This is a genomic window from Pseudomonas sp. KH_024_B2, assembly GCF_057839965.1.
On the sequence record NZ_CM174502.1, the window covers coordinates 3,062,955 to 3,083,155 of the forward strand.

The following is a 20,201-nucleotide window of genomic DNA, read 5'->3' on the forward strand; positions in this document are numbered from 1 at the left end:
GGAGGTACCCGGTATTAACCAGGATCCAGGACGATCACGGTGACGGCTGTAGGCTCACCGACACTTGACATTTTAGTCAGGATTGCAGGGGGCACGATGAAAACCGATCATCGGTGGTGTCAGGTCGTATTACTCAGCCACAAACTTGCTTGCGCCCCCAATCACATCATCAGCCCAGCTCAAGGCCGCAACGACGGTCGGGAAACCGATGGTGCTTGTCAGTGAAATCAGCGTGTGATGGATCTGTTCTGTCGTGGCGCCCGCTTCCAGTGCCCGTCTGGTATGACTGTGCACCGCGCCCTCGGAGCGGATGGCCGCTGCGGCAGCGAGCTGGATCAACTGGACAACCTTCTCGTCCAGCGGGCCGGCATGATGCGCAGCCGCACCCAAGGCCTGCACTGCGCCAAAGTAATCCGGGTACTGCTGTTTTAGACGTTGGTAGATGTTGTGCTCTTTCTTGCTTTCCATCCTTGTTTCCTCGCGTTAGAGGTGCGATGGGGATTGCCTCATTGAATCAGTATGGCCTGTCAGGCATTTCAAAGGTGACCCGTTCGCGAATCACCTCTTCAAGGTCGCGCGGTGCTGTTCTTTATAGCCTGATTTTTATAAATAGCCGGCACAGATCAGACATCTCGTTCCATATATAAAACAAACCCGTCATTTTCCATACATCCAACGTTACCTTCAAAAGAACTGCCTCTTGGCCACTTCCCATGATGTGCAATCGAATGTGCAGTTTCGTGCCAAATAAGAAACGTTGTTTCGTATATGAAACAACGTAAAAACCTTAAATTATTCGCAACCCATTAATAAACAAGACTTTTTAAATAGAAAGTTGGCCCATCATCCTGATGGCATTGTTCATGCACTAAACGCCGTATCACCTATAAAACAGACCAGAGACCTTTCCCCATGGCTGTGAACGAGATGTACGCCGTCGCCCCTCAATGGAAAAACACCGCTCCCAAGGAAGACCTGGAGCCGACCGAAATTGAATTCCGCAATGTCGGCAAAAGTTTCCCGGCCAAAGGAAAGTCCGAATCGCCATTTGCCATTCGCGAGGTGAACTTCAAAATTCGCCGCGGTGAAGTGGTGTCGATCATCGGTCCTTCCGGTTGCGGCAAGAGCACCATTCTCAATATGGGTTCCGGCCTTTATCGGCCTACCGAAGGCGAAGTCTTCGTCGGCGGTGAAGCGGTCACCGGCCCGGTCCGTCAGGTCGCGTTCATGCTGCAGAAAGACTTGTTGATGCCATGGCGCAGCATTCGTCGCAACGTCGAGCTGGGCCTGGAGATTCAAGGTGTGCCTGCTGCCACGCGTCAGGCTGTGGCCAAGGATCTGCTCGACCGTTGCCACCTGCAAGGTTTTGCCGACCACTACCCGTTCCAGCTGTCCGGTGGCATGCGCCAGCGCGCGGCCCTGGCACGCACCTTGGCCATCGACCCGCAGGTGCTGTTCCTCGACGAGCCGTTCTCGGCCCTCGATGCGCAAACCAAGATGATCCTGCAGCAGGACATGGCGCGGATGCTGTTCGATGAAAAGAAAACCGCCTTGTTCATTACCCATGACCTGATCGAAGCCATCGCCATGTCCGATCGGTTGCTGGTCATGAGCGCCCGCCCCGGCACCATCATCGAAGAAATCAGCATCGATCTGCCGTTTCGCGACAACCCCCTGGAGCGCCGCAAGCTGCCGGAAATCGGCCCGCTGGTAGGTCGCTTGATGGAGCTGCTGCAAGTCAGTGAAGACACCGAACTGCATTGATCAACGCTCTCGCGACCATCAACTGATTCAGGAGTACGCATGTTCAATTCTCTGTTTCAACGCTTCAGCCAGGCCACCGGCATCGCGCTCGGTCTGGGGCTGTCATTCGCCGCCCAGGCGCAGCCGACCGATGTCACTTATTTGTTGCCGGCGCCGCCGAACTTGCCGGCGTTCGCCCCATGGATTATCGCCCAGCAGAAGGGTTACTACGCCGCCCAGAACCTGAACATGAATTTCATCGCAGCCAAGGGCGGTGTGGACGTGGCGAAACAGATCGGTGCCGGTAACGCCATGCTCGGTGGCGCTCTTGGCGATACCCCGATTGTGGTGCGTGCCAACGGTATTCCGGTGCGCGCCGTGGCAGTGCTGGGCGCTGGCGGGGTGACCATGATCGCCACCAATGCTGCTGAAAACATCAACTCGATCACCGACCTCAAGGGCAAGACGATGACCGTGATGTCCTACTCGGACACCACCTACTACGCCTTGCTCGCCTCTCTGCGCAAAGCCGGTCTGAGCAAAACCGATGTGAACATTCAGGCAGCCGGGCCCTCGGGCGTCTGGCAGTTGTTCTCGGCCGGCAAGGCCCAGGCCATGGCCGGCGTGCCGGACTGGGTGGTCAACGCCGAAGAAGCCGGCGTGAAGATCAAGCTGATCCCGCAAACAGAGATTTTCGAGAGCATGGCCCAGGCGATCGTCGCCTCCGACAATGCCATCAAAAACCATCCGCAGGTGGTTCGCGGGGTGGTCCAGGCCACGCTGCAAGGCATGCGCGACATCATCCAGGACCCGCGTGCCGCCGCTGTGACCTTCGCCAAGGCCGTTCCGGCGTATGCCGGCAAGGAAGATTCGCTGGAGAAAATCTTCAAGCTCTACGTCGAACACGTCTACGCCAACCAGAGCGTACTGGGCCGCATCGATCCGGCGCGTCTGGACAAGGTCCGGCAGTTCTATGTCAGCGAAGGCATCGTCACTCAGGAGCCGAAGCTCGACGACCTGTACACCAACCAGTTCATCGACACCCAAACAGCCGCTCAATAACGGCCAGTGACAACAAGGTACCGACACGATGAAAAGCTTGAATAACTCCATGCTCGGCAGCGTCGCACTGCTGATTCTGTTCCTGGTGCTCTGGCAATGGGGCCCTGGACTGCTTGGCATGCCCGAATTCGTCCTGCCGCAGCTGAGCCGCGTGGCCCAGGAAAGCGTAGTGATGTGGCAAACCGGCGGCCTGCTGCAACATACCCTGATTACCGCGTTCGAGATCATTGTCGGCTTCGGTCTGGGCGCCCTGCTCGGCGTGGCGATCGGTGTGTCGCTCGGGCTTTCGCCTTCCGCCGAGGCCATGCTGTCACCCTACATTCTGGCCCTGCAAATCGCCCCGAAAGTCGCCTTCGCCCCGCTGTTCGTGATGTGGCTGGGCTACACCATCTATCCGAAGATCCTGATCGCCATTCTGATCGTGTTCTTCCCGGTAATGATCAACGTGCTGTCGGCGATCCGCACCGTTGATCCGGACATGATCAACCTGGTGCGGACCATGAACGCCAGCCGCTGGCAGATCTTCCGCCTGGTGGAATTCCCCTCGGCCATGGCCGCGCTGTTCTCCGGTCTGCGCATAGCCTCGACCCTGGCAGTGATCGGCGTCACTGTCGGAGAACTGGTGGGCGGCAACCAGGGCCTGGGTTTCCTGCTGGTCGATGCCGAAGGTCAGGGCAATACCGCTGGCGTGTTCGTTGCCATCGTCATGCTCACGTTGATCGGGGTGCTCGCCTACGGCGCTGTGGTCTGGACCGAGAAACGCGTCCTGCATTACATGCCTAAAGCCATGCTGAGTACCCAATGATGACCGCCCTCAATCGTTTGCTCGAAGGCCGTCGGGTACTGGTCACCGGTGGCGCCCGCGGCCTGGGCTATGCCTTTGCCCAGGCCATCGGCCGGGCCGGTGCCCACGTGGTGATCGCCGACATTCTCGCCGAACGCGTCCAGCAATCGGCCGCTGAACTGGTCGCCGAAGGCCTGAACGTCTATGGCGTGGCCGTCGATCTTGCGCAACCCGACTCGATCGACGCCTGCATTGCCGAAACCACCCGGCTGCTCGGTGGGCTCGACGGTCTGGTGAACAATGCCTCGATCACCAATTCCGGCGGCAAGACCTGCGAAGAGCTGAGCCTCGACACCTGGGATCAGGTCATGCAGGTCAACGTGCGCGGCACCTGGTTGATGACCAGAGGTTGTCTGCCAGCCCTGCGGGCCAGCGGCCAGGGCGCCATCGTCAACCTGGCTTCCGACACTCCACTGTGGGGTGCGCCGAACCTGCTGGCCTATGTCGCGAGCAAGGGCGCAATCATCGCCATGACCCGCAGCCTGGCCCGCGAACTGGGGACCGACAACATTACGGTCAACGCCATCGCGCCTGGCCTGGTGCTGGTCGAAGCCACTGCCTACGTGCCCGAAGCACGTCACCGTTTGTACAACGACCAACGGGCCATTCAACGCCCACAACTCCCCGAAGACGTCAGCGGCGCCGTGCTGTTCGCGCTGTCCGACCTCGCCCGTTTCATCACTGGACAAACCTTGCCGGTCAACGGCGGGTTCGTCATGCCTTGATTTGGAGACTGCCATGACCGATCTATCCGCACACTCATCTGCACACTCATCTTCAGAGCAGGACACCCCGAAAAGCTGGGAACAACCGGCCGGCAGCGATCTCGAAAGCTGGATGGAAACCCGCATCGCCCGCTACGACACGCGCAAGTACGACTGGAACGCGCTGAAGTTCCAGGCCGACTACGACCCGAAATTCCGCCGTGCGCAAATGCGCTACATCGGCACCGGCGGCACCGGGGTGAGCAACGATATGAACACCATCCCGTCGGAGAATTTCACCTTCTCCACCATGGTGATTCCGGCCGGTCACGAGGGCCCGCCGCACCTGCACACCGACGTCGAAGAAGTGTTCTTCGTGCTGCGCGGCAAGCTCAAAGTGGTGATCGAGAAGGATGGCGAGCGTTTCGAAACCATCCTCACCGACCGCGACGTGATTTCCGTGCCGCCCGGCGTGTACCGCGAAGAGATCAACATCGGCGATGAAGACGCGCTGATGTGCGTGATGCTCGGCGCGAAGAAACCGCTGACCCCGACCTACCCGCCAGAACACCCTCTGGCCTCGATCAAGCGCGGATAAGCCCATGTTGCACGCCATCGATAATCTCGCACCGCAGCTCATGGCGGACCTCCAGGCACGGCTGGCCCTGCACTTTCCCCAGCGCACGCTGGAGATCGCAGGCGGCCGCCAGGCCTTGCGCGAATGCGGAACCGGCCCGGCCATTGTGTTGTTGCACGGGATCGGCTCGGGCTCGGCGTCGTGGTTAGAGGTGGCGCAGGAGCTTGGCCAGAGCGCCCGGGTGATTGCCTGGGACGCTCCCGGCTACGGTGACTCCACGCCGCTGAGATCGTTAGCCCCCGACGCTTCGGACTACGCCGAACGACTGCTGCAGATGCTCGATGCACTGGACATCCAGCGCTGTGTGCTGGTGGGTCATTCCCTCGGGGCGATCACCGCCACAGCGTTCGCCAGCGGCGTGCAGCAACTGCGGATCAGCCGGCTGGTATTGATCAGCCCTGCCCAAGGCTACGGCCATCCATCACGCGCCTTGCAGCGTCAGGAAGTGCGCAGCAAACGCCTGCGTGCCCTGGAACAACTGGGCATTCAAGGCATGGCCGAGCAACGCAGTGCCTACATGCTTTCGCCCACTGCCAGCCCGAAGGCACAGGCCTGGGTGCAGTGGAACATGGCCCGCCTCAACCCCGATGGCTATCGCCAGGCCATTGAACTGCTGTGCGGCGATGACCTGCTGCGGCATGCACCGCTGTCGATGCCTTGCGAAGTGCATTGCGGCGAAGCCGACGGCATCACCGCCCCCGAAAGCTGCCTGACCCTGGCCAAGGCATTGGGAGCCAGTTTCAACCTGATTGCCGATGCCGGGCATGCCAGCCCTATCGAACAACCCTATGTAGTGGCGGGCCGTCTGGCCTTTGCCATCAAAGAATCCCTGACAGGTGCATCGCTATGAACGATTCAGATCTGCTAAAGGACGCTCAGGACAAATACATCGTGCCGGGTCTGGAGCGCGGCCTGCTGCTGCTCTGCGAGTTCAGCCGGCGCAACCGCACGCTGACCGCGCCGGAACTGGCCCGGCGTCTGGCGCTGCCGCGCTCGACGATCTTTCGCCTGCTGACGACCCTGGAAACCATGGGCTTCGTCACCCGCAGCGGCAATGAATACCGCCTCGGCATGTCGGTGCTGCGTCTGGGCTTCGAGTACCTGGCTTCGCTGGAGTTGACCGAACTCGGCCAACCGTTGCTGGCCCGTTTGTGTGACCGCCTCAACTACCCGAGCAATCTGGTGGTGCGCGATGGCCGCTCGATCGTCTATGTGGCCAAAGTCTCGCCGCCGTCGGTGTTCTCCAGCGCGGTCAACGTCGGTACTCGCCTGCCTGCCCACGCCACCGTACTTGGGCGAATTCTGCTCGAGGACCTGTCACTGGCCGAGTTGCGCGAGCTGTACCCGGAAGATCACCTGGAACAGCACTCTCCCTGCACGCCGAAAACCGTGATGGAACTGTTTGACATGGTTCAAGCCGACCGTCAGCGCGGTTTCGTCAGCAGCGAAGGGTTCTTCGAGTCGGCGATCTCGACCGTCGCCGCCCCGGTGCGCGACGAGACGAGCAGGATCGTCGCCGCTCTGGGCGTGACCATCCCGACCGCACAGATCGGTCACGTCAACTTCAACGAATTGCTCCTGCAAGTGCGCCGCAGCGCCGATGAGCTGTCGCGGTTGCTCAACTACAACAGCGGTGCTGCCAACGATGGCCAGAACCGCGTGACTGCATTGATGAGGGATTGAGATGAGTCTCTATCAACTGCAAGGCAGTACCGCGATTGTCACCGGAGGTTCTTCGGGCATTGGCCTGGCCTGCGTCGGGTTGTTACTCGAAGCCGGCGCAGCCGTGGCCTTCTGCGGTCGCGACGAAGGTCGCTTGCACCGCGTCGAAGCCGACTTGCGTCAACGCTTTCCTGAAGCGCGGCTGCTGGCCCAGGTCTGCAACGTGCTCGACGCGGACGCGGTCAAGACCTTTGCCGCCGCCAGCCTGGCCGCGTTGGGACCGGCCAGCGTGCTGATCAACAACGCCGGGCAAGGTCGGGTATCGACCTTCGCCGACACCACTGATAGCGCCTGGACCGAAGAGTTGCACTTGAAATTTTTCTCGGTGATCAACCCGGTCCACGCCTTCAAGGCACAGCTCGAAAGTCAATCGGACGCGGCCATTGTCTGCGTCAATTCGCTGCTGGCCAGCCAGCCGGAACCGCACATGGTCGCCACCTCGGCCGCTCGCGCCGGGGTCATGAACCTGGTGCGTTCGATGGCCACCGAATTTGCCGGTCAGGGTATCCGGGTCAACGGCATCCTCATTGGCCTGGTCGAGTCCGGGCAATGGCGCCGACGTTTCGAGGCCCGTGAAGAGCGGGATCTGGACTGGAGCCAATGGACCGCCCAGCTTGCTCAACAAAAACACATTCCCTTGGGGCGCCTGGGCCTGCCGATTGAAGCGGCCCGCGCGATCCTGTTTCTGGCATCGCCTCTGTCGGCTTACACCACAGGCAGCCATATCGATGTTTCTGGAGGTTTGTCCCGCCATGCGTAACGAAAACACTGTCACCGTTGGCGCTGCCATCACCGCCTTTCTCGAGCAGTGCGAAGTCAAGGCCGCGTTCGGCGTGATCTCGATCCATAACATGCCGATCCTCGATGCCTTCGCTGTGCGCGGAAATATCCGTTTCGTCATGGCTCGGGGTGAAGCTGGCGCCACCAACATGGCCGACGCCTATGCTCGCACCACCGGCGGCCTTGGCGTCTGCCTGACATCCACCGGCACCGCGGCCGGCAACGCCGCCGGCGCCATGGTCGAAGCGCTGACCGCCGGCACACCGCTGCTGCACATCACCGGGCAGATCGAAACGCCGTATCTTGATCAGGAATTCGCCTACATCCATGAAGCGCGCGACCAACTGAATATGCTCAAGGCCGTATCGAAGGCCGCGTTCCGCGTGCGCAGCGTCGAAACCGCCATCAGCACCATGAAACTGGCAGTACAAACCGCGTTGACCGCACCGACCGGCCCGGTCAGCGTGGAAATCCCGATCGACATCCAGTCGACCTTTATTCCAATGCCAACCGACCTGTCACCACTGCCGATTCCGGTTGCCGTACCCGCACCCGAAGCGCTTGACCTGGTGGCTGAGCGCCTGGCCACTGCCAAGCGTCCACTGTTGTGGCTCGGTGGCGGCGCGCGGCATGCAGGAAAGCAAGTCAAACGCCTGCTGGACATGGGCGTCGGCGTGATCACCTCGACTCAGGGCCGCGGCGTGGTCAACGAAGATGACGAGCGCTGCCTCGGCGCCTTCTCGCAAAACAAACTGGTCGAGCAGTTCCTGCAAAGCTGCGACGCCCTGCTGATCGCCGGTTCGCGCTTGCGCAGCAACGAGACCTTCAAGTACGCGCTGAAACTGCCACGCAATACCCTGCGTATCGACGCAAACCCGGCCATCGAAGGTCGCAGCTATAACAGCGAACTGTTCATCTGTGGCGACTCGGCGCTGGCCCTCGAAGGCCTGGCTGACCGTCTCGAAGGTCGCCTGCAGATCGATCCGACTTTCCTCGCCGAGCTCAAGGACGTCCGCGAAAAATCCCGAAACCAGCTGATCGCCGATCTCGGCCCGTACTCGGCCATGGTTGAACAGCTGCAAGCCATCACCGGGCGCAATTTTTCCTGGGTGCGCGACGTGACACTGTCCAACAGCATCTGGGGCAACCGCCTCCTGACACTGTTTCATCCGCGCGCAGGCGTACATGCGTTGGGTGGCGGCATTGGTCAGGGGCTGTCGATGGGCATCGGTGCCGCCGTGGCCGCCGCTGAAACCGCGCCGGAGCGCAAGGTCTTCGCCCTTGCCGGTGACGGCGGTTTCATTCTCAACCTCGGCGAGCTGGCGACGCTGGTACAAGAGAAGGCCAACGTGGTGATTCTGCTGATGAACGATCAGCGCTACGGCGTGATCCGCAACATTCAGGACGCGGTCTACGGCAGCCGTCACTGTTACGTCGACCTGCACACCCCGGACTATTCCAAGCTGGCTGAGTCCCTGAACCTGCGCCACGGCCTGGTGACCGATTTGAAGGATTTCGGCAGCGTCGTTGACAGCGCACTGGGTCAACCCGGGCCGTTCCTGCTGGAAGTCGACATGCTCAGCGTCGGCAGCTTCGCCACCCAGTTCGCCGGTCCGCCCAACAGCGAAACCAAAGCGCAGAAAGCCACGGCTTGAGGACTTTGTCATGTTGCATATCACCATGATCGGCTGCGGCGCCATTGGCGTCGGCGTGCTCGAACTGCTGGAGAAGGACTCGCAGCTGTGTGTTGATTACGTCATCGCCTCGGCCGGATCTGAAGAACTGGTGCGCCAGCGGCTGGCTTGTTTCAAACAACCTCCGCAGGTGCTGACCGCGTTGCCAGCCGACGCCCGCCCTGACCTGCTGGTCGAGTGCGCCGGCCACCGCGCCATCGAAGAACATGTGCTGCCAGCGCTGGAACGCGGCATCGCCTGCCTGATTGTCTCGGTCGGCGCGCTGTCCGAAGTCGGCCTGGTCGAACGCCTGGAAGCAGCGGCCGAGCGTGGTCAGACCCGCATCGAGCTGCTGCCAGGCGCCATCGGCGGTATCGATGCTTTGTCCGCGGCCAAGGTCGGTGGGTTGGACTCGGTTAACTACACCGGCCGCAAACCGGCGAGCGCCTGGAAAAACACCCCCGGTGAGCAGGTCTGCGATCTGGACAGCATTACCGAAGCCACCGTGATTTTTCAGGGCAGCGCCCGCGAAGCCGCGCGGCTCTATCCGAAAAACGCCAACGTCGCCGCGACCTTGTCGTTGGCCGGGCTCGGCCTGGATCGCACCCACGTGACGCTGATCGCCGATCCGCTGAGCGAGGAAAACGTCCACCACTTCGAAGCTCGCGGTGCCTTTGGCGGATTCGAATTGAGCCTGCGTGGCAAACCGCTGCTGGCCAACCCGAAGACCTCGGCGCTGACCGTCTACAGCGTGGTCCGTGCCTTGGGCAACCACGCCCACGCGATTTCCATCTAGGGGACAGTCGATGACTCTCGAACAGACTTTACCGATCTGCATTGCCGGCGACTGGCGACTGGGTCGCGGCGAGCGCTATGCCACCTGCTACCCGGCTACCGGCGAAGCCGTTGCCTGGCTCAACGCCGCCAGCGTGGAAGACGTTGAAGACGCCGTGCAAGGCGCTCATCAAGCGTTTCTACACAGCGGCTGGGCGCAGCGCAAACCCCACGAGCGGGCCAGCGTGCTGTATCGCATTGCCGAGCTGATCCGTCAGCGCAGCGAAGAGCTGGCGCAGTTGCAGCGTCAGGACAATGGCAAACCGATCAACGAAACCCGTGCCTTGGTGGCCAGCGCGGCCGGGACCTTCCAGTTTTTCGCCGCCGCCTGTGAAACCCTCGAAGAAACCATCACGCCATCGCGCGGTGATTTCGTCAGCATGAGCGTTTACGAGCCAATGGGTGTGATCGCCGCGATCACCCCGTGGAACTCACCGATTGCCAGCGAAGCGCAGAAGGTCGCTCCGGCACTGGCCGCCGGCAATGCGGTGGTGATCAAGCCGGCGGAAATCACGCCGTTGATGGCCTTGCAACTGGCGCGCATTTGCGAAGACGCCGGGTTGCCGAAAGGTCTGCTCAGTGTGCTGCCCGGCAAAGGCTCGCTGCTCGGTGATGCGCTGACTCGTCACCCGTTGGTCAAGCGCGTGTCGTTCACCGGTGGCACCAAAACCGGCAAACACATTGCCCACATCGCTGCCGACAAGATGATGCCGGTGTCGCTGGAACTGGGCGGCAAATCACCGACCATCGTCCTCGATGATGCGGATCTCGATCACGCCGTGGCCGGGGTGCTGTACGGCATCTTCAGCTCATCGGGCGAGGCCTGCATCGCCGGTTCGCGGTTGTTCGTCGCCCGCGCGTTGTACGAGCCGTTCATGACGCGTCTGGTGGCAACGGCGGCCGAGCTGCGCGTCGGTGATCCAGCCGATGAACGTACGCAAATGGGTCCGCTGATCAGCGCCGGCCACCGCGAGTCGGTGGAGCGCTACGTCGCGCTGGGGCTGGCCGAAGGTGGACGCTTGCGCCTCGGCGGCCAACGGTTGAGCGGCGCACTGTACGACCGGGGTTATTACTATCCGCCGACCATCCTCGAAGGCCTGAACAACAGCCAACAGGTCTGCCAGGAAGAGATCTTCGGACCGGTACTGGTGGCCATGCCCTTCGATGACGAAGCGCAATTGCTCGAGCAGGCCAACGACAGCCTGTATGCCCTCGCCGCCGGAATCTGGACTCGCGACTACAAACGCGCCTGGGCTCTGGGTCGAAAAATCCAGGCCGGAACGGTGTGGATCAACACCTACAAGCAGTTCTCGATTTCCACGCCGTTCGGCGGCTGGCGCGACAGCGGTCTGGGCCGTGAAAAGGGTCGCCTGGGCATCCTGCAGTACATGGAACAGAAAAGCCTTTACTGGGGCATGAATGAACAGCCACTGGCCTGGGCCGGTGTGCAACGAGAGGTTGGGTTATGAGCGTTTTAGGCATTGATGAAGTCACCTACGGCGTCGAGGACCTCGACACCAGCGCGCGCTTTTTCAGCGATTGGGGCCTGACGAAAGTCAGCGAGCAGGCCGACGAAGTGATCTTCGAAACCCTCAACGGCTGCCGCGTGGTGCTCGCCGACCTCAACAAGGCTGGCCTGCCGCCGGCCATCGAGACCGGCTCGACGGTGCGCGAAGTAGTCTGGGGCGTTGAAAACGCGGCAGATCTTGCGCTCTACAGCGAACGCATCGCTCAGGATCCGGGCTTCATCTGCGCCGGCGGACGCATCGGTTGCACCGACCCCAATGGCCTGGCGATCCGCTTGCAAGTGACCCGAAAGCGCGAGCTGCAAATCGAATGCAGCGGCCACAACACCTGGCAGACCAAAGGCCGGATCAACAAGGCGGCACCGATCTACGATCGCGCCACGCCGATCGAAGTTGGCCATGTGGTGTTTTTCGTCAAGGACGTGAACGCCTGCGAAGCCTTCTATCACGAGCGATTCGGCTTCCAGGCCTCCGATCGTTATCCGGATCGCGGGGCCTTCCTGCGCACCGCTGAAGAAGGTGGCCATCACGATCTGTTCATGCTGCAACTGCCTGCACCACGGGCCGGCCTGAACCACGTCGCCTTCACCGTGCGCGATGTGCACGAAGTGTTCGGCGGCGGTATGCACATTTCCCGCTGCGGCTGGGCAACGGAAATCGGTCCGGGTCGGCACCCGGTGTCTTCGGCGTTCTTCTGGTACTTCAAAAACCCGGCCGGCGCGCTGGTCGAGTATTACGCCGACGAAGACCAACTGACCGGTGAATGGGAGCCGCGCGCCTTCGAGCCTGGCCCGACGATGTTCGCTGAGTGGGCGATTGCCGGTGGCATCGATGGCAATACCCGACGCCAGCAACATGTCGAGGCGCCGCAAGGCAAGTTCCTTACCGACAAGCCGAAATCCTGAGCAGGAGTAGCCCATGTCTTCGCTGAATATCGCTATTGCCGGTGCCGGTATCGGCGGCCTGACCGCCGCCATTGCCCTGCTCCGCGCGGGCCATAACGTCACCGTATTCGAACAGTCCAAAGCCTTTTTGCGGGTCGGTGCCGATATCAACCTGACACCTAATGCCGTACGTGCTCTGGACGGTCTGGGGGTTGGCGCCGCCGTGCGCATCCCGGCGGCGCGTCCAACGTATCGGATCAGCCGTCTGTGGGACAGCGGCGAGGAAACCTCGCGCCTGGAAATGTCCGATGCCGCCGAACAGAAATACGGTGCACCGCAACTGACCATTCACCGCGCCGACCTGCTTGCCGCGCTGGCGGACGTCTTTCCCTCAGAACAGGTGCAATTTGGCAAATGCGCCGAGCAAATCTTGCAAACCGTCGACGGTATCGAGTTGCGCTTCAAGGATGGTAGCCGTCACATCACCGATCTGCTGATCGGCGCTGATGGCATCCATTCGGTGGTGCGCAATGCGCTGTTCGGTGATGAGCAACCACGCTTTACCGGTGTGGTTGCCTACCGCGCCGTCGTGCCGGCGGAAAGTGTGGCCCATGTGCCGAACATTCAGGCGTTCACCAAATGGTGGGGACCGACCCCGGAAAGCCAGATCGTGACCTTCCCGCTGAATCAGGGTCGGGACATTTTCATCTTCGCCACCACCGCCCAGGACAGCTGGCATGAAGAGTCCTGGACCAGCGCCGGCAATGCCGACGAGTTGCGCAGCCACTATCAGGATTTCCACCCGGATGCCCGTGCGCTGCTCGATGCCTGTAGCAAGGTGCTCAAGACCGCCCTGTATGAACGCGATCCGCTGCCGTTCTGGTCCAAGGGTTCGATGACCCTGCTGGGCGATGCCTGCCATCCGATGATGCCGTTCATGGCTCAGGGCGCCGGCCAGGCTATCGAGGACGCGGTGGTGCTGGCTCGTCACCTGCAAGACCTGACCAGCACCTCGCAGATCGCCGATGCCCTGCTCGCTTACCAGCAGGCACGGTTGCAACGCACCAGCCAGATCCAGATCGGCTCGCGCGGCAACCAATGGCTCAAGGACGGCGGCAACGCCGACTGGGTTTATGGCTACGACGCCTGGACCGTGCCGACACCGAACGCGGCCTGAACAATCCAGGAACCTGGAAGACATTCAGCCCCTAATGTTTCCCGACTTTTATACCCGTGCGCGAAATGATCCGCGAACGGGTACGTAACGGAGGTCAATGAGATGAGCAATACCGAACCCTACCTGGAGCCACATCAGGCCCGCAAACGGCCCAATACCCAGTTCGAAGAGTTGCTCGGCGACTCGATCGAACGCGCCTTTGGCAATGGGGTGACCGAGCTGCCCGACCTGCTCGCGCACCTGAACCTGGCCGGGCCGCCCTGCCCGCTGACCACCGGAGAGTGGACACCGGACGCCTATAAAACCCTGATGGCTCGGCTGGGCGAATGACCCGCCGGAGGTAAATAAGAAATGAACATGAATACAACCGTCGATCCTGCTGAAAACCTCTTGGCCAATGGTTTGAAGAACCTTTGGTTCCCGGTCCTGCCCTCCGATCAGCTGGGCGAAAAACCGGTTTCGATCCGCCGACTGGGCTACAAGATCGCCCTGTGGCGCGACAATGACGGCAGCGTCCATGCCCTGGAAGATCATTGCCCCCATCGCGGAGCGCCGTTGTCTCAGGGCCCGGTGCTGGGTGACCGGCTGCAATGCCCTTACCACGGCGTGGAAGTACGCTGCGACGGCACCGTCACCAAAGTGCCCGGCAGTCCTGGTTGCAAGCTCGAAGGCAGCCGCCCGACACGGATGTTCCATACCCGTGAAGCCGCCGGCGCAATCTTCCTCTACAACGCCGCCGAACCGCACGTGGACACCCCGCCGGAACTGGTCCTGCCAGAGCAACTGACCTCCCCCGAATGGAGCAGCTTCGTCTGCTACACCGAGTGGAAAGGCGATTATCGCTATGTGATCGACAACGTCATGGACCCGATGCACGGCACCTACCTGCACAAGATGTCGCACTCCATGAGCGAAGGCGAAGCTACCGCCAAGTTCGTCACCCGCGACACCGACAATGGTTTCTTCTTCGAGAAAGAAGGCCAGCGCGGGGTGAATTTCGACTGGACCGAGTTTATGGATAACGGCTGCCACTGGCTGCGTCTGGAAATCCCGTATCCGAAAACCGGCGGCCCGGGTGGCAACTTCACCATCATCGGCAGCTACACACCGAGCAGCCGCTCCTTGTCGGCGGTCTTCCACTGGCGCTGCCGTCCGCTGACCGGCTGGCAGCGCGACACCTGGCGTTTCCTCTACAAAAATCGCCTGGAAGCACGGCACTGGGCCGTGCTGGAACAGGACCGGGTGCTGCTCGAATTCATGGAGCCGGACGCCAACCAGCGGGAAAACCTCTACCAGCATGACCTGGGTGTGGTGCGTCTGCGCCGCTACCTGAAGAACGCTGCCAAGGCCCAACTGGAGCTGATCGACGCGAAGCTGTTGCCATGAATTTGCGTACTGTCGAAAAGAGGTGATTGATGTCCCATTCCTCCCCCCTTACCGCGCGCGTGCATACTCTGCGCTATGAAGCCGAAGGCATCATCAGCGTCGAGTTGCGGCCGTTTGGCGACACGGTGTTCGCTCCGTTCGACGCCGGCTCACACATTGACCTGCACTTGCCCAACGGACTGGTGCGCAGTTACTCACTGCTCAACTCGCCGAGCGATCAAGGCCGTTATGTGATCGGCATTTTGCGTGATCGCAACAGCCGCGGCGGCTCGGAATATGTGCACGGACAATTGCGGGTCGGCATGCAACTGCCGATCTCGTCACCGCGCAATAATTTCCAGCTCGACCTGAGTGCCAAACACAGCGTGCTGGTGGCCGGCGGTATCGGTATCACGCCGATCTACTGCATGTTCCGCCAACTGCTGGCGCTGGGAAAATCCGCCGAGCTGATCTACTGCGCCCGTTCGCGACAGGAAGCCGCGCTGGTGGAAGAACTCAGCGGTTTGAGTGCCAAAGTCCTTTACCACTTCAACGACGAAAAGGGCATGCCACCGGACCTGAGCGCCTATCTGGCCGATCAGCCGAGCGATACGCACTTCTATTGCTGCGGTCCGACGCCGATGCTCGATGCCTTCGAAAGCACCTGCGAAGGCCTCGGTTACCCCCATGCACATATCGAGCGTTTTGCGGCTGCCGAACTGCCGCCGTCCGAAGACGCTCAGAGCAGTTACAGCGTCGAGCTGAAAAAATCCGGCAAGACGCTGTCGATAGAGCCGGGCCTGAGTTTGCTCGACGTGTTGCTCGAGGCTGGCTGCGACATCGAGTACAGCTGTCGCGAGGGGGTCTGCGGCTCGTGTGAAACACGGGTGCTGGAAGGTGATATCGACCACCGCGACGGCGTGCTGACCAAGGCCGAGCGTGCGGCCAATAAGTCCATGATGGTGTGTGTGTCGGGGTGCAAGAGCCGGCGGTTGGTACTTGACCTATAACACTGACGTTGTGTTTCCCGGGTTAAACAGGCCGACATTTATGTCGGCCTTTTTTATGGACGTGACATAAAGACGCACAGTTAACGTGCAGTTTAGTTACCCCCTGAAGCCCCTGTTTCATGGGCAACACAAATAACTATGTTTCCTATATAAACAATTGTTTTTATTGGATTTATTGCTCATCCGGCAGACATTCAACAGTTGGCATGGTTTCTGCTCAGATAAACATGAGTTCATATGTCATACGCCGTATTACCCATGAAACAATAAAAACAGAAACGCACTTAATCAAAGCAACACTCGAAGTCATCCGCCAATCGCCACTTTAAAGGCGAACGGAAAAGTGTTGCCGGTCACTTTGTAGCGTTCAATTGAGCAGCGGAGTCAACATGAAGCATTACGTTATATGTCTGGGACTGATGATGAGCAGTTGCGTGAGTTTCGCCAGCGAACCCGGTCCCGCCACACCAGTGCCATCGAGTACCGGTAAAAAACCGTTTCCGCATATCGCCTGGCGCAGTGATGATGGCGAAAGCAGCCTCGACATCGGTGGTGCCTTGCGGACTAACTACCGCGACGAGCATTGGGACACCACCGAAAACAACGGGCGTTTTCTCTTCGACACCTTCCGCATCGACGTAAAGGCGACCTACAAGAACCTCTTCAGCGATGTCGGCTACTGGTTCCAGGATGACGGCAAACGCTCCATCGATCGCGGCTTCGTCGGTTACCGCCTGAACAGCAATTCAAACCTGCAACTGGGTGCACCGTTCAAGCCGTTCGGCCTGGAACCGTACCCGCAATTCGGCTGGAGTTATCACCTCCCGTTCTTTATGGGTTATGGCGTCAGCGCCGGCTCCGGTTTGAAGTACAGCTACAAGGATCAGGACTGGGATGTGCAACTGGCGTACTTCCCGCGCATGTTGCCTTCCGACATTCGCTACTCGCCGGAAGTCGGGCGCTACGCGGACCTCAAGGACAATGCGATTGCCTTTACCCAGTCGCGCCAGGACAACGAGAAGCGCAACCAGATCAATGCCCGGGTCGCGCGGACCTTTACCAATGATGGCTGGAAAACCGAAGTCGGCGCATCGGTGGCCGCCGCCCAGCTGTACAACGCCACCACTAAAGACGATGGCGATTACTGGGCCGGTGGTATCCACGCCATCATCAATGCCGGTCCGTGGACCGTCACCACCCAGGGTATCCGCTATGAGTACGACCCGAAAAACCCTGCAGGTGTCAGCGAAGACTCGGTGCTGATGGGCGGCAACGGTCTGACTCCGGCGTATCTGATTGCCTCAGAAGCCACCATTGCTTCATTTAACGTCGGCTACGACATCCTCACGCCAAAACTGGGGCAGTTGAAAAAGATCAAACTGTACAACGACTACAGTCGCATGATGAAAGACAAGAGTGGTTGGGACGATTCGCAGATGTACACCGTCGGCGCGCAGTTCCTGGCCATGCCGATCATCGCCTGGGTCGACCTGACCTGGGCGAAAAACGCCAACCCTTACGGCGGCGCGGAAAATGGCAGTGGCTTCACCAGCACCAGTTCGGTCGGCAGCAATGATTGGTACTACCGGACCAATGTCAATATCGGGTATTACTTCTGAGACTCGCCCTTCACTCACTTCAGGCAACGCGCTACGAGCTCCGCGGCGCTGGTCACCGGGGGTTCGCAGGTGCGATTTCGGCACACATAGGCAGTCGTTTGCCCTTTGAGCATATGCCGGTCTGCGCCGATCGGCACATCTTCGGCAAACGCCAGGACGCGGGCCGGCAGGTAGCGGCGCTGCAGGCTCGCCACTAACACGCTGGCGGCAGAGCGTTCGCCAGCGACGACGATGCTGATCGGGCCACGCTGTACGAAGTCTTGCGCCGCCAGGAGATGAGCGAAACCGAAGGGATTCTGGGCGGCTGCGGCGCGGTACATCGCTAACACCTGCTCGGCGCGCTCGCGGTAAAGCTCGCGGCCGGTCAGCTCAAAGAGTCGCAGGAAAGCGAACACGCTGGTCGAGGTGCCCGATGGCCAGGCATTGTCCTGCGGCGCCCGTGGCCTGTGCACCAGCGGCTCGCCATCGCTGGGGGTGAAGTAGAGTCCGTCCTCCCAGAACTTCTCGAGGATCAGCTCGACCAGCCGCGTGGCGCGTTCGAGATAACGCTGATCGAAGTCGCACTCATAGAGATCGAGCAAGGCGTTGGCGAGGAAGGCATAGTCCTCGAGGAAGCCTGGAACCTTGGCCGTGTCCTCCCGCCAGGCCCGGTACAGGCCACCGTCGGGAGTCGAGAGGCGGTCCAGAATGAAGTCGGCGGCGCGCCTCGCGGCGTCCAGATGGGCTGTGGTTCCGGTCGCCTGGTAGGCGGCGCAAAGGCCCTGGATCATTAGTGCGTTCCAGCTGGTGAGGATGTTCTCGTCGCGCCCCGGACGAACGCGTTGGGCACGCGCCAGCAACAACTTGTCGCGCAGGCCGGCCAGTTGCACTTCCTGCGTGGCGTCCAGTGTGGCTGCGCGATGCAGCACGGTGGTGCCATGCTCGAAGTTGCCGGTGGCGGTCACGCCGTAGGCCCGACAGGCCAGCGCGGCGTCCGGGGCGCCGAGGACGGCCTGCACCTGCGAGGGCGTCCACACATAGAATTTGCCTTCTTCACCCTCGCTGTCAGCGTCCTCGCTGGCGTAGAAACCACCTTCAGGGTGTGTCATGTCACGCAGGATGTAGTCGATCGTTTCCTCGAACACCCGCCGCCAGCCAGGCTTGCCGGTCGCACGCCAGGCGTCGGCATAGAGCTTCACCAGCTGGCCGTTGTCGTAGAGCATTTTTTCGAAATGCGGCACGGCCCAGTGTTCATCCACGCAATAGCGAGCGAAACCACCGCCCAGGTGATCGTAGAGCCCACCGGCGGCCATCTGATCGAGGGTCAATTCCACGGAGCGCAGCAAGTCTGGCTCGTGCAGACGTTGATAGAGACACAGGACCAGATCATGGCAGGCCACGTTGGGGAACTTCGGTGCGTTGCCCAGGCCACCGTGCACCGGGTCGGTGTTCCTGGCAAACAGCCGGGCAGCGGCGGCCGGCTGGTCTTGCTCCAGCGGCGTGTCGCCCTGCAGCATTTGCGTGTCCATGGCGCGGTAACCCTGGAGGAACTGTTCGACGTTCTGCTCAAGCGCCGCGCGGTTGTTCTGCCAGGCGTCGCTCAGACCGCGCAGGAGTTGGGGGAATCCAGCCCTGCCATAGCTCTCCTGTGGTGGAAAATAGGTGCCGCCGAAGAACGCCTCGCGCTGCGGGGTGAGAAACACCGTCAACGGCCAACCGCCACCCTGCCCCATCATCTGCACGATTTTCTGATAGATGTCGTCGAGGTCAGGCCGCTCCTGGCGGTCGACCTTGATGTTGATGAAGCGCTCGTTCATCAGCCGCGCGATTTCCGGGTTCTCGAACGACTCGTGGGCCATCACGTGACACCAGTGGCAGGCGGCATAACCCAGCGACAGGTGGACGGGCTTGTCCTCGTCGCGGGCGCGCTGGAATGCCTCCTCACCCCAGGGATACCAATCGACGGGGTTCTCTGCGTGCTGGCGCAGATAAGGCGATGTTTCTTTGGCGAGTCGATTGCTCATGGCTGACTCCTCATGGACTTCTCACAGCAGACCCAACTGCAGGCGGGCCGCATCGGACATACGGCTTTGATCCCAAGGCGGTTCCCAGACGATCTCGACCTCGACCTGGCTGACCCCGGGAATGCACTGGACCCTGGCGCGCGCCTCTTCCTTCAGCACGTCGCCCATCCCGCAACCGGGCGCGGTCATGGACATCTTGATCTCGACGCGCTGGCCACCGTCGGCGAGCGGCCGGGCTGCGCATTGGTAGATCAACCCAAGATCGACCACGTTGACCGGAATCTCCGGGTCGTAGACGGTGCGCAGTATGTCGAGCACCTGCTGGATGTCGAAGGAGCTGCTGGTCTGGGGCTGCTCGCTCTGGGGGACATCCAGCCCCAGGGCGTCGGCGTCATCGGCAGCGATCCGCGCCAGTCGGCCTTGGGTGATCTGAACCGTGAAGCTGCCACCGAGCGCTTGGGTGACCAGCACCCGCTCGCCGCGTCCCAGCTGCAGCCGCTCCCCGCTCGGAATCAGGGTCGCCGCACAGTCCCGCGTGAGCTCGATCGGCTGGGGACGCCCCGGCTGGTTCGGGTTGTCGCTGAGGTTAATGTGGGGAATGAATGAATCGGCGGCCAT

Annotated in this window: 20 protein-coding genes; 17 read left to right on the forward strand and 3 right to left on the reverse strand. The window is 61.0% G+C overall.

Going from position 1 to position 20,201, the window contains the following annotated elements:
- Window positions 1–129: 129 nt before the first annotated feature.
- Window positions 130–468, reverse strand: a complete 339-nt coding sequence (locus tag AC3I0A_RS14365; RefSeq protein WP_489372530.1) for a carboxymuconolactone decarboxylase family protein — start codon at window positions 466–468, stop codon at window positions 130–132.
- A gap of 459 nt (window positions 469–927) precedes the next feature.
- On the opposite strand from AC3I0A_RS14365, the gene AC3I0A_RS14370 reads away from it, so the two are divergent.
- The 17 genes from AC3I0A_RS14370 to AC3I0A_RS14450 all read left to right on the forward strand — a co-directional run bounded on the left by AC3I0A_RS14370 (window position 928) and on the right by AC3I0A_RS14450 (window position 17,580).
- Entirely contained in the window at window positions 928–1,764 is an 837-nt protein-coding gene (locus tag AC3I0A_RS14370) for an ABC transporter ATP-binding protein (RefSeq protein WP_489378504.1), read from the forward strand.
- Between the two features lie 39 nt (window positions 1,765–1,803).
- Window positions 1,804–2,805 carry an ABC transporter substrate-binding protein gene (locus AC3I0A_RS14375; RefSeq protein ID WP_489372531.1) on the forward strand — a complete coding sequence of 334 codons (1,002 nt, stop codon included), beginning with the start codon at window positions 1,804–1,806 and terminating at the stop codon, window positions 2,803–2,805.
- 28 nt (window positions 2,806–2,833) lie between these two features.
- Entirely contained in the window at window positions 2,834–3,610 is a 777-nt protein-coding gene (locus AC3I0A_RS14380) for an ABC transporter permease (RefSeq protein ID WP_489372533.1), read from the forward strand.
- Entirely contained in the window at window positions 3,607–4,374 is a 768-nt protein-coding gene (locus tag AC3I0A_RS14385; RefSeq protein WP_489372534.1) for an SDR family oxidoreductase, read from the forward strand. Before AC3I0A_RS14380 ends, AC3I0A_RS14385 begins: the two co-directional genes overlap by 4 nt.
- Before the next feature lie 13 nt (window positions 4,375–4,387).
- Complete coding sequence (locus AC3I0A_RS14390; protein WP_489372536.1) at window positions 4,388–4,951, forward strand: cupin domain-containing protein; 564 nt, start codon at window positions 4,388–4,390, stop codon at window positions 4,949–4,951.
- 4 nt (window positions 4,952–4,955) lie between these two features.
- Window positions 4,956–5,840, forward strand: coding sequence for an alpha/beta fold hydrolase (locus AC3I0A_RS14395; protein ID WP_489372538.1), 885 nt, complete (start codon window positions 4,956–4,958; stop codon window positions 5,838–5,840).
- The gene (locus AC3I0A_RS14400) at window positions 5,837–6,673 is read left to right on the forward strand and encodes an IclR family transcriptional regulator (RefSeq protein ID WP_489372539.1); all 837 of its coding nucleotides are present in this window, start codon (window positions 5,837–5,839) and stop codon (window positions 6,671–6,673) included. The genes AC3I0A_RS14395 and AC3I0A_RS14400 overlap by 4 nt, the downstream gene beginning before the upstream one ends.
- Window position 6,674: 1 nt before the next feature.
- Window positions 6,675–7,472 carry an SDR family oxidoreductase gene (locus tag AC3I0A_RS14405; protein WP_489372541.1) on the forward strand — a complete coding sequence of 266 codons (798 nt, stop codon included), beginning with the start codon at window positions 6,675–6,677 and terminating at the stop codon, window positions 7,470–7,472.
- Window positions 7,465–9,147, forward strand: a complete 1,683-nt coding sequence (locus AC3I0A_RS14410) for a thiamine pyrophosphate-binding protein (protein ID WP_489372542.1) — start codon at window positions 7,465–7,467, stop codon at window positions 9,145–9,147. Before AC3I0A_RS14405 ends, AC3I0A_RS14410 begins: the two co-directional genes overlap by 8 nt.
- A gap of 10 nt (window positions 9,148–9,157) precedes the next feature.
- Window positions 9,158–9,961: an aspartate dehydrogenase gene (locus AC3I0A_RS14415; RefSeq protein WP_489372544.1), complete on the forward strand. Its 804-nt coding sequence runs from the start codon at window positions 9,158–9,160 to the stop codon at window positions 9,959–9,961.
- Between the two features lie 10 nt (window positions 9,962–9,971).
- Window positions 9,972–11,468 (forward strand): aldehyde dehydrogenase, encoded by a 1,497-nt coding sequence (locus tag AC3I0A_RS14420; RefSeq protein WP_489372545.1) that lies wholly within the window; start codon window positions 9,972–9,974, stop codon window positions 11,466–11,468.
- The gene (locus tag AC3I0A_RS14425; RefSeq protein ID WP_489372547.1) at window positions 11,465–12,430 is read left to right on the forward strand and encodes a VOC family protein; all 966 of its coding nucleotides are present in this window, start codon (window positions 11,465–11,467) and stop codon (window positions 12,428–12,430) included. Before AC3I0A_RS14420 ends, AC3I0A_RS14425 begins: the two co-directional genes overlap by 4 nt.
- Window positions 12,431–12,443: 13 nt before the next feature.
- Window positions 12,444–13,586, forward strand: a complete 1,143-nt coding sequence (locus tag AC3I0A_RS14430) for an FAD-dependent monooxygenase (protein ID WP_489372549.1) — start codon at window positions 12,444–12,446, stop codon at window positions 13,584–13,586.
- 102 nt (window positions 13,587–13,688) lie between these two features.
- Window positions 13,689–13,916, forward strand: coding sequence for a recombinase-like helix-turn-helix domain-containing protein (locus AC3I0A_RS14435; RefSeq protein WP_140681286.1), 228 nt, complete (start codon window positions 13,689–13,691; stop codon window positions 13,914–13,916).
- A 21-nt stretch (window positions 13,917–13,937) separates the two neighbouring features.
- Window positions 13,938–14,972, forward strand: a complete 1,035-nt coding sequence (locus tag AC3I0A_RS14440) for a Rieske 2Fe-2S domain-containing protein (protein ID WP_489372551.1) — start codon at window positions 13,938–13,940, stop codon at window positions 14,970–14,972.
- A gap of 29 nt (window positions 14,973–15,001) precedes the next feature.
- Window positions 15,002–15,961 carry a PDR/VanB family oxidoreductase gene (locus AC3I0A_RS14445; RefSeq protein WP_489372553.1) on the forward strand — a complete coding sequence of 320 codons (960 nt, stop codon included), beginning with the start codon at window positions 15,002–15,004 and terminating at the stop codon, window positions 15,959–15,961.
- Between the two features lie 389 nt (window positions 15,962–16,350).
- Window positions 16,351–17,580: a hypothetical protein gene (locus AC3I0A_RS14450; protein ID WP_489372554.1), complete on the forward strand. Its 1,230-nt coding sequence runs from the start codon at window positions 16,351–16,353 to the stop codon at window positions 17,578–17,580.
- A gap of 14 nt (window positions 17,581–17,594) precedes the next feature.
- Here the strand turns inward: AC3I0A_RS14450 and AC3I0A_RS14455 are convergent, their stop codons facing one another.
- Window positions 17,595–19,583, reverse strand: a complete 1,989-nt coding sequence (locus tag AC3I0A_RS14455) for a thioredoxin domain-containing protein (protein WP_489372556.1) — start codon at window positions 19,581–19,583, stop codon at window positions 17,595–17,597.
- Between the two features lie 21 nt (window positions 19,584–19,604).
- Window positions 19,605–20,201, reverse strand: a complete 597-nt coding sequence (gene sufT / locus AC3I0A_RS14460) for a putative Fe-S cluster assembly protein SufT (RefSeq protein ID WP_489372557.1) — start codon at window positions 20,199–20,201, stop codon at window positions 19,605–19,607.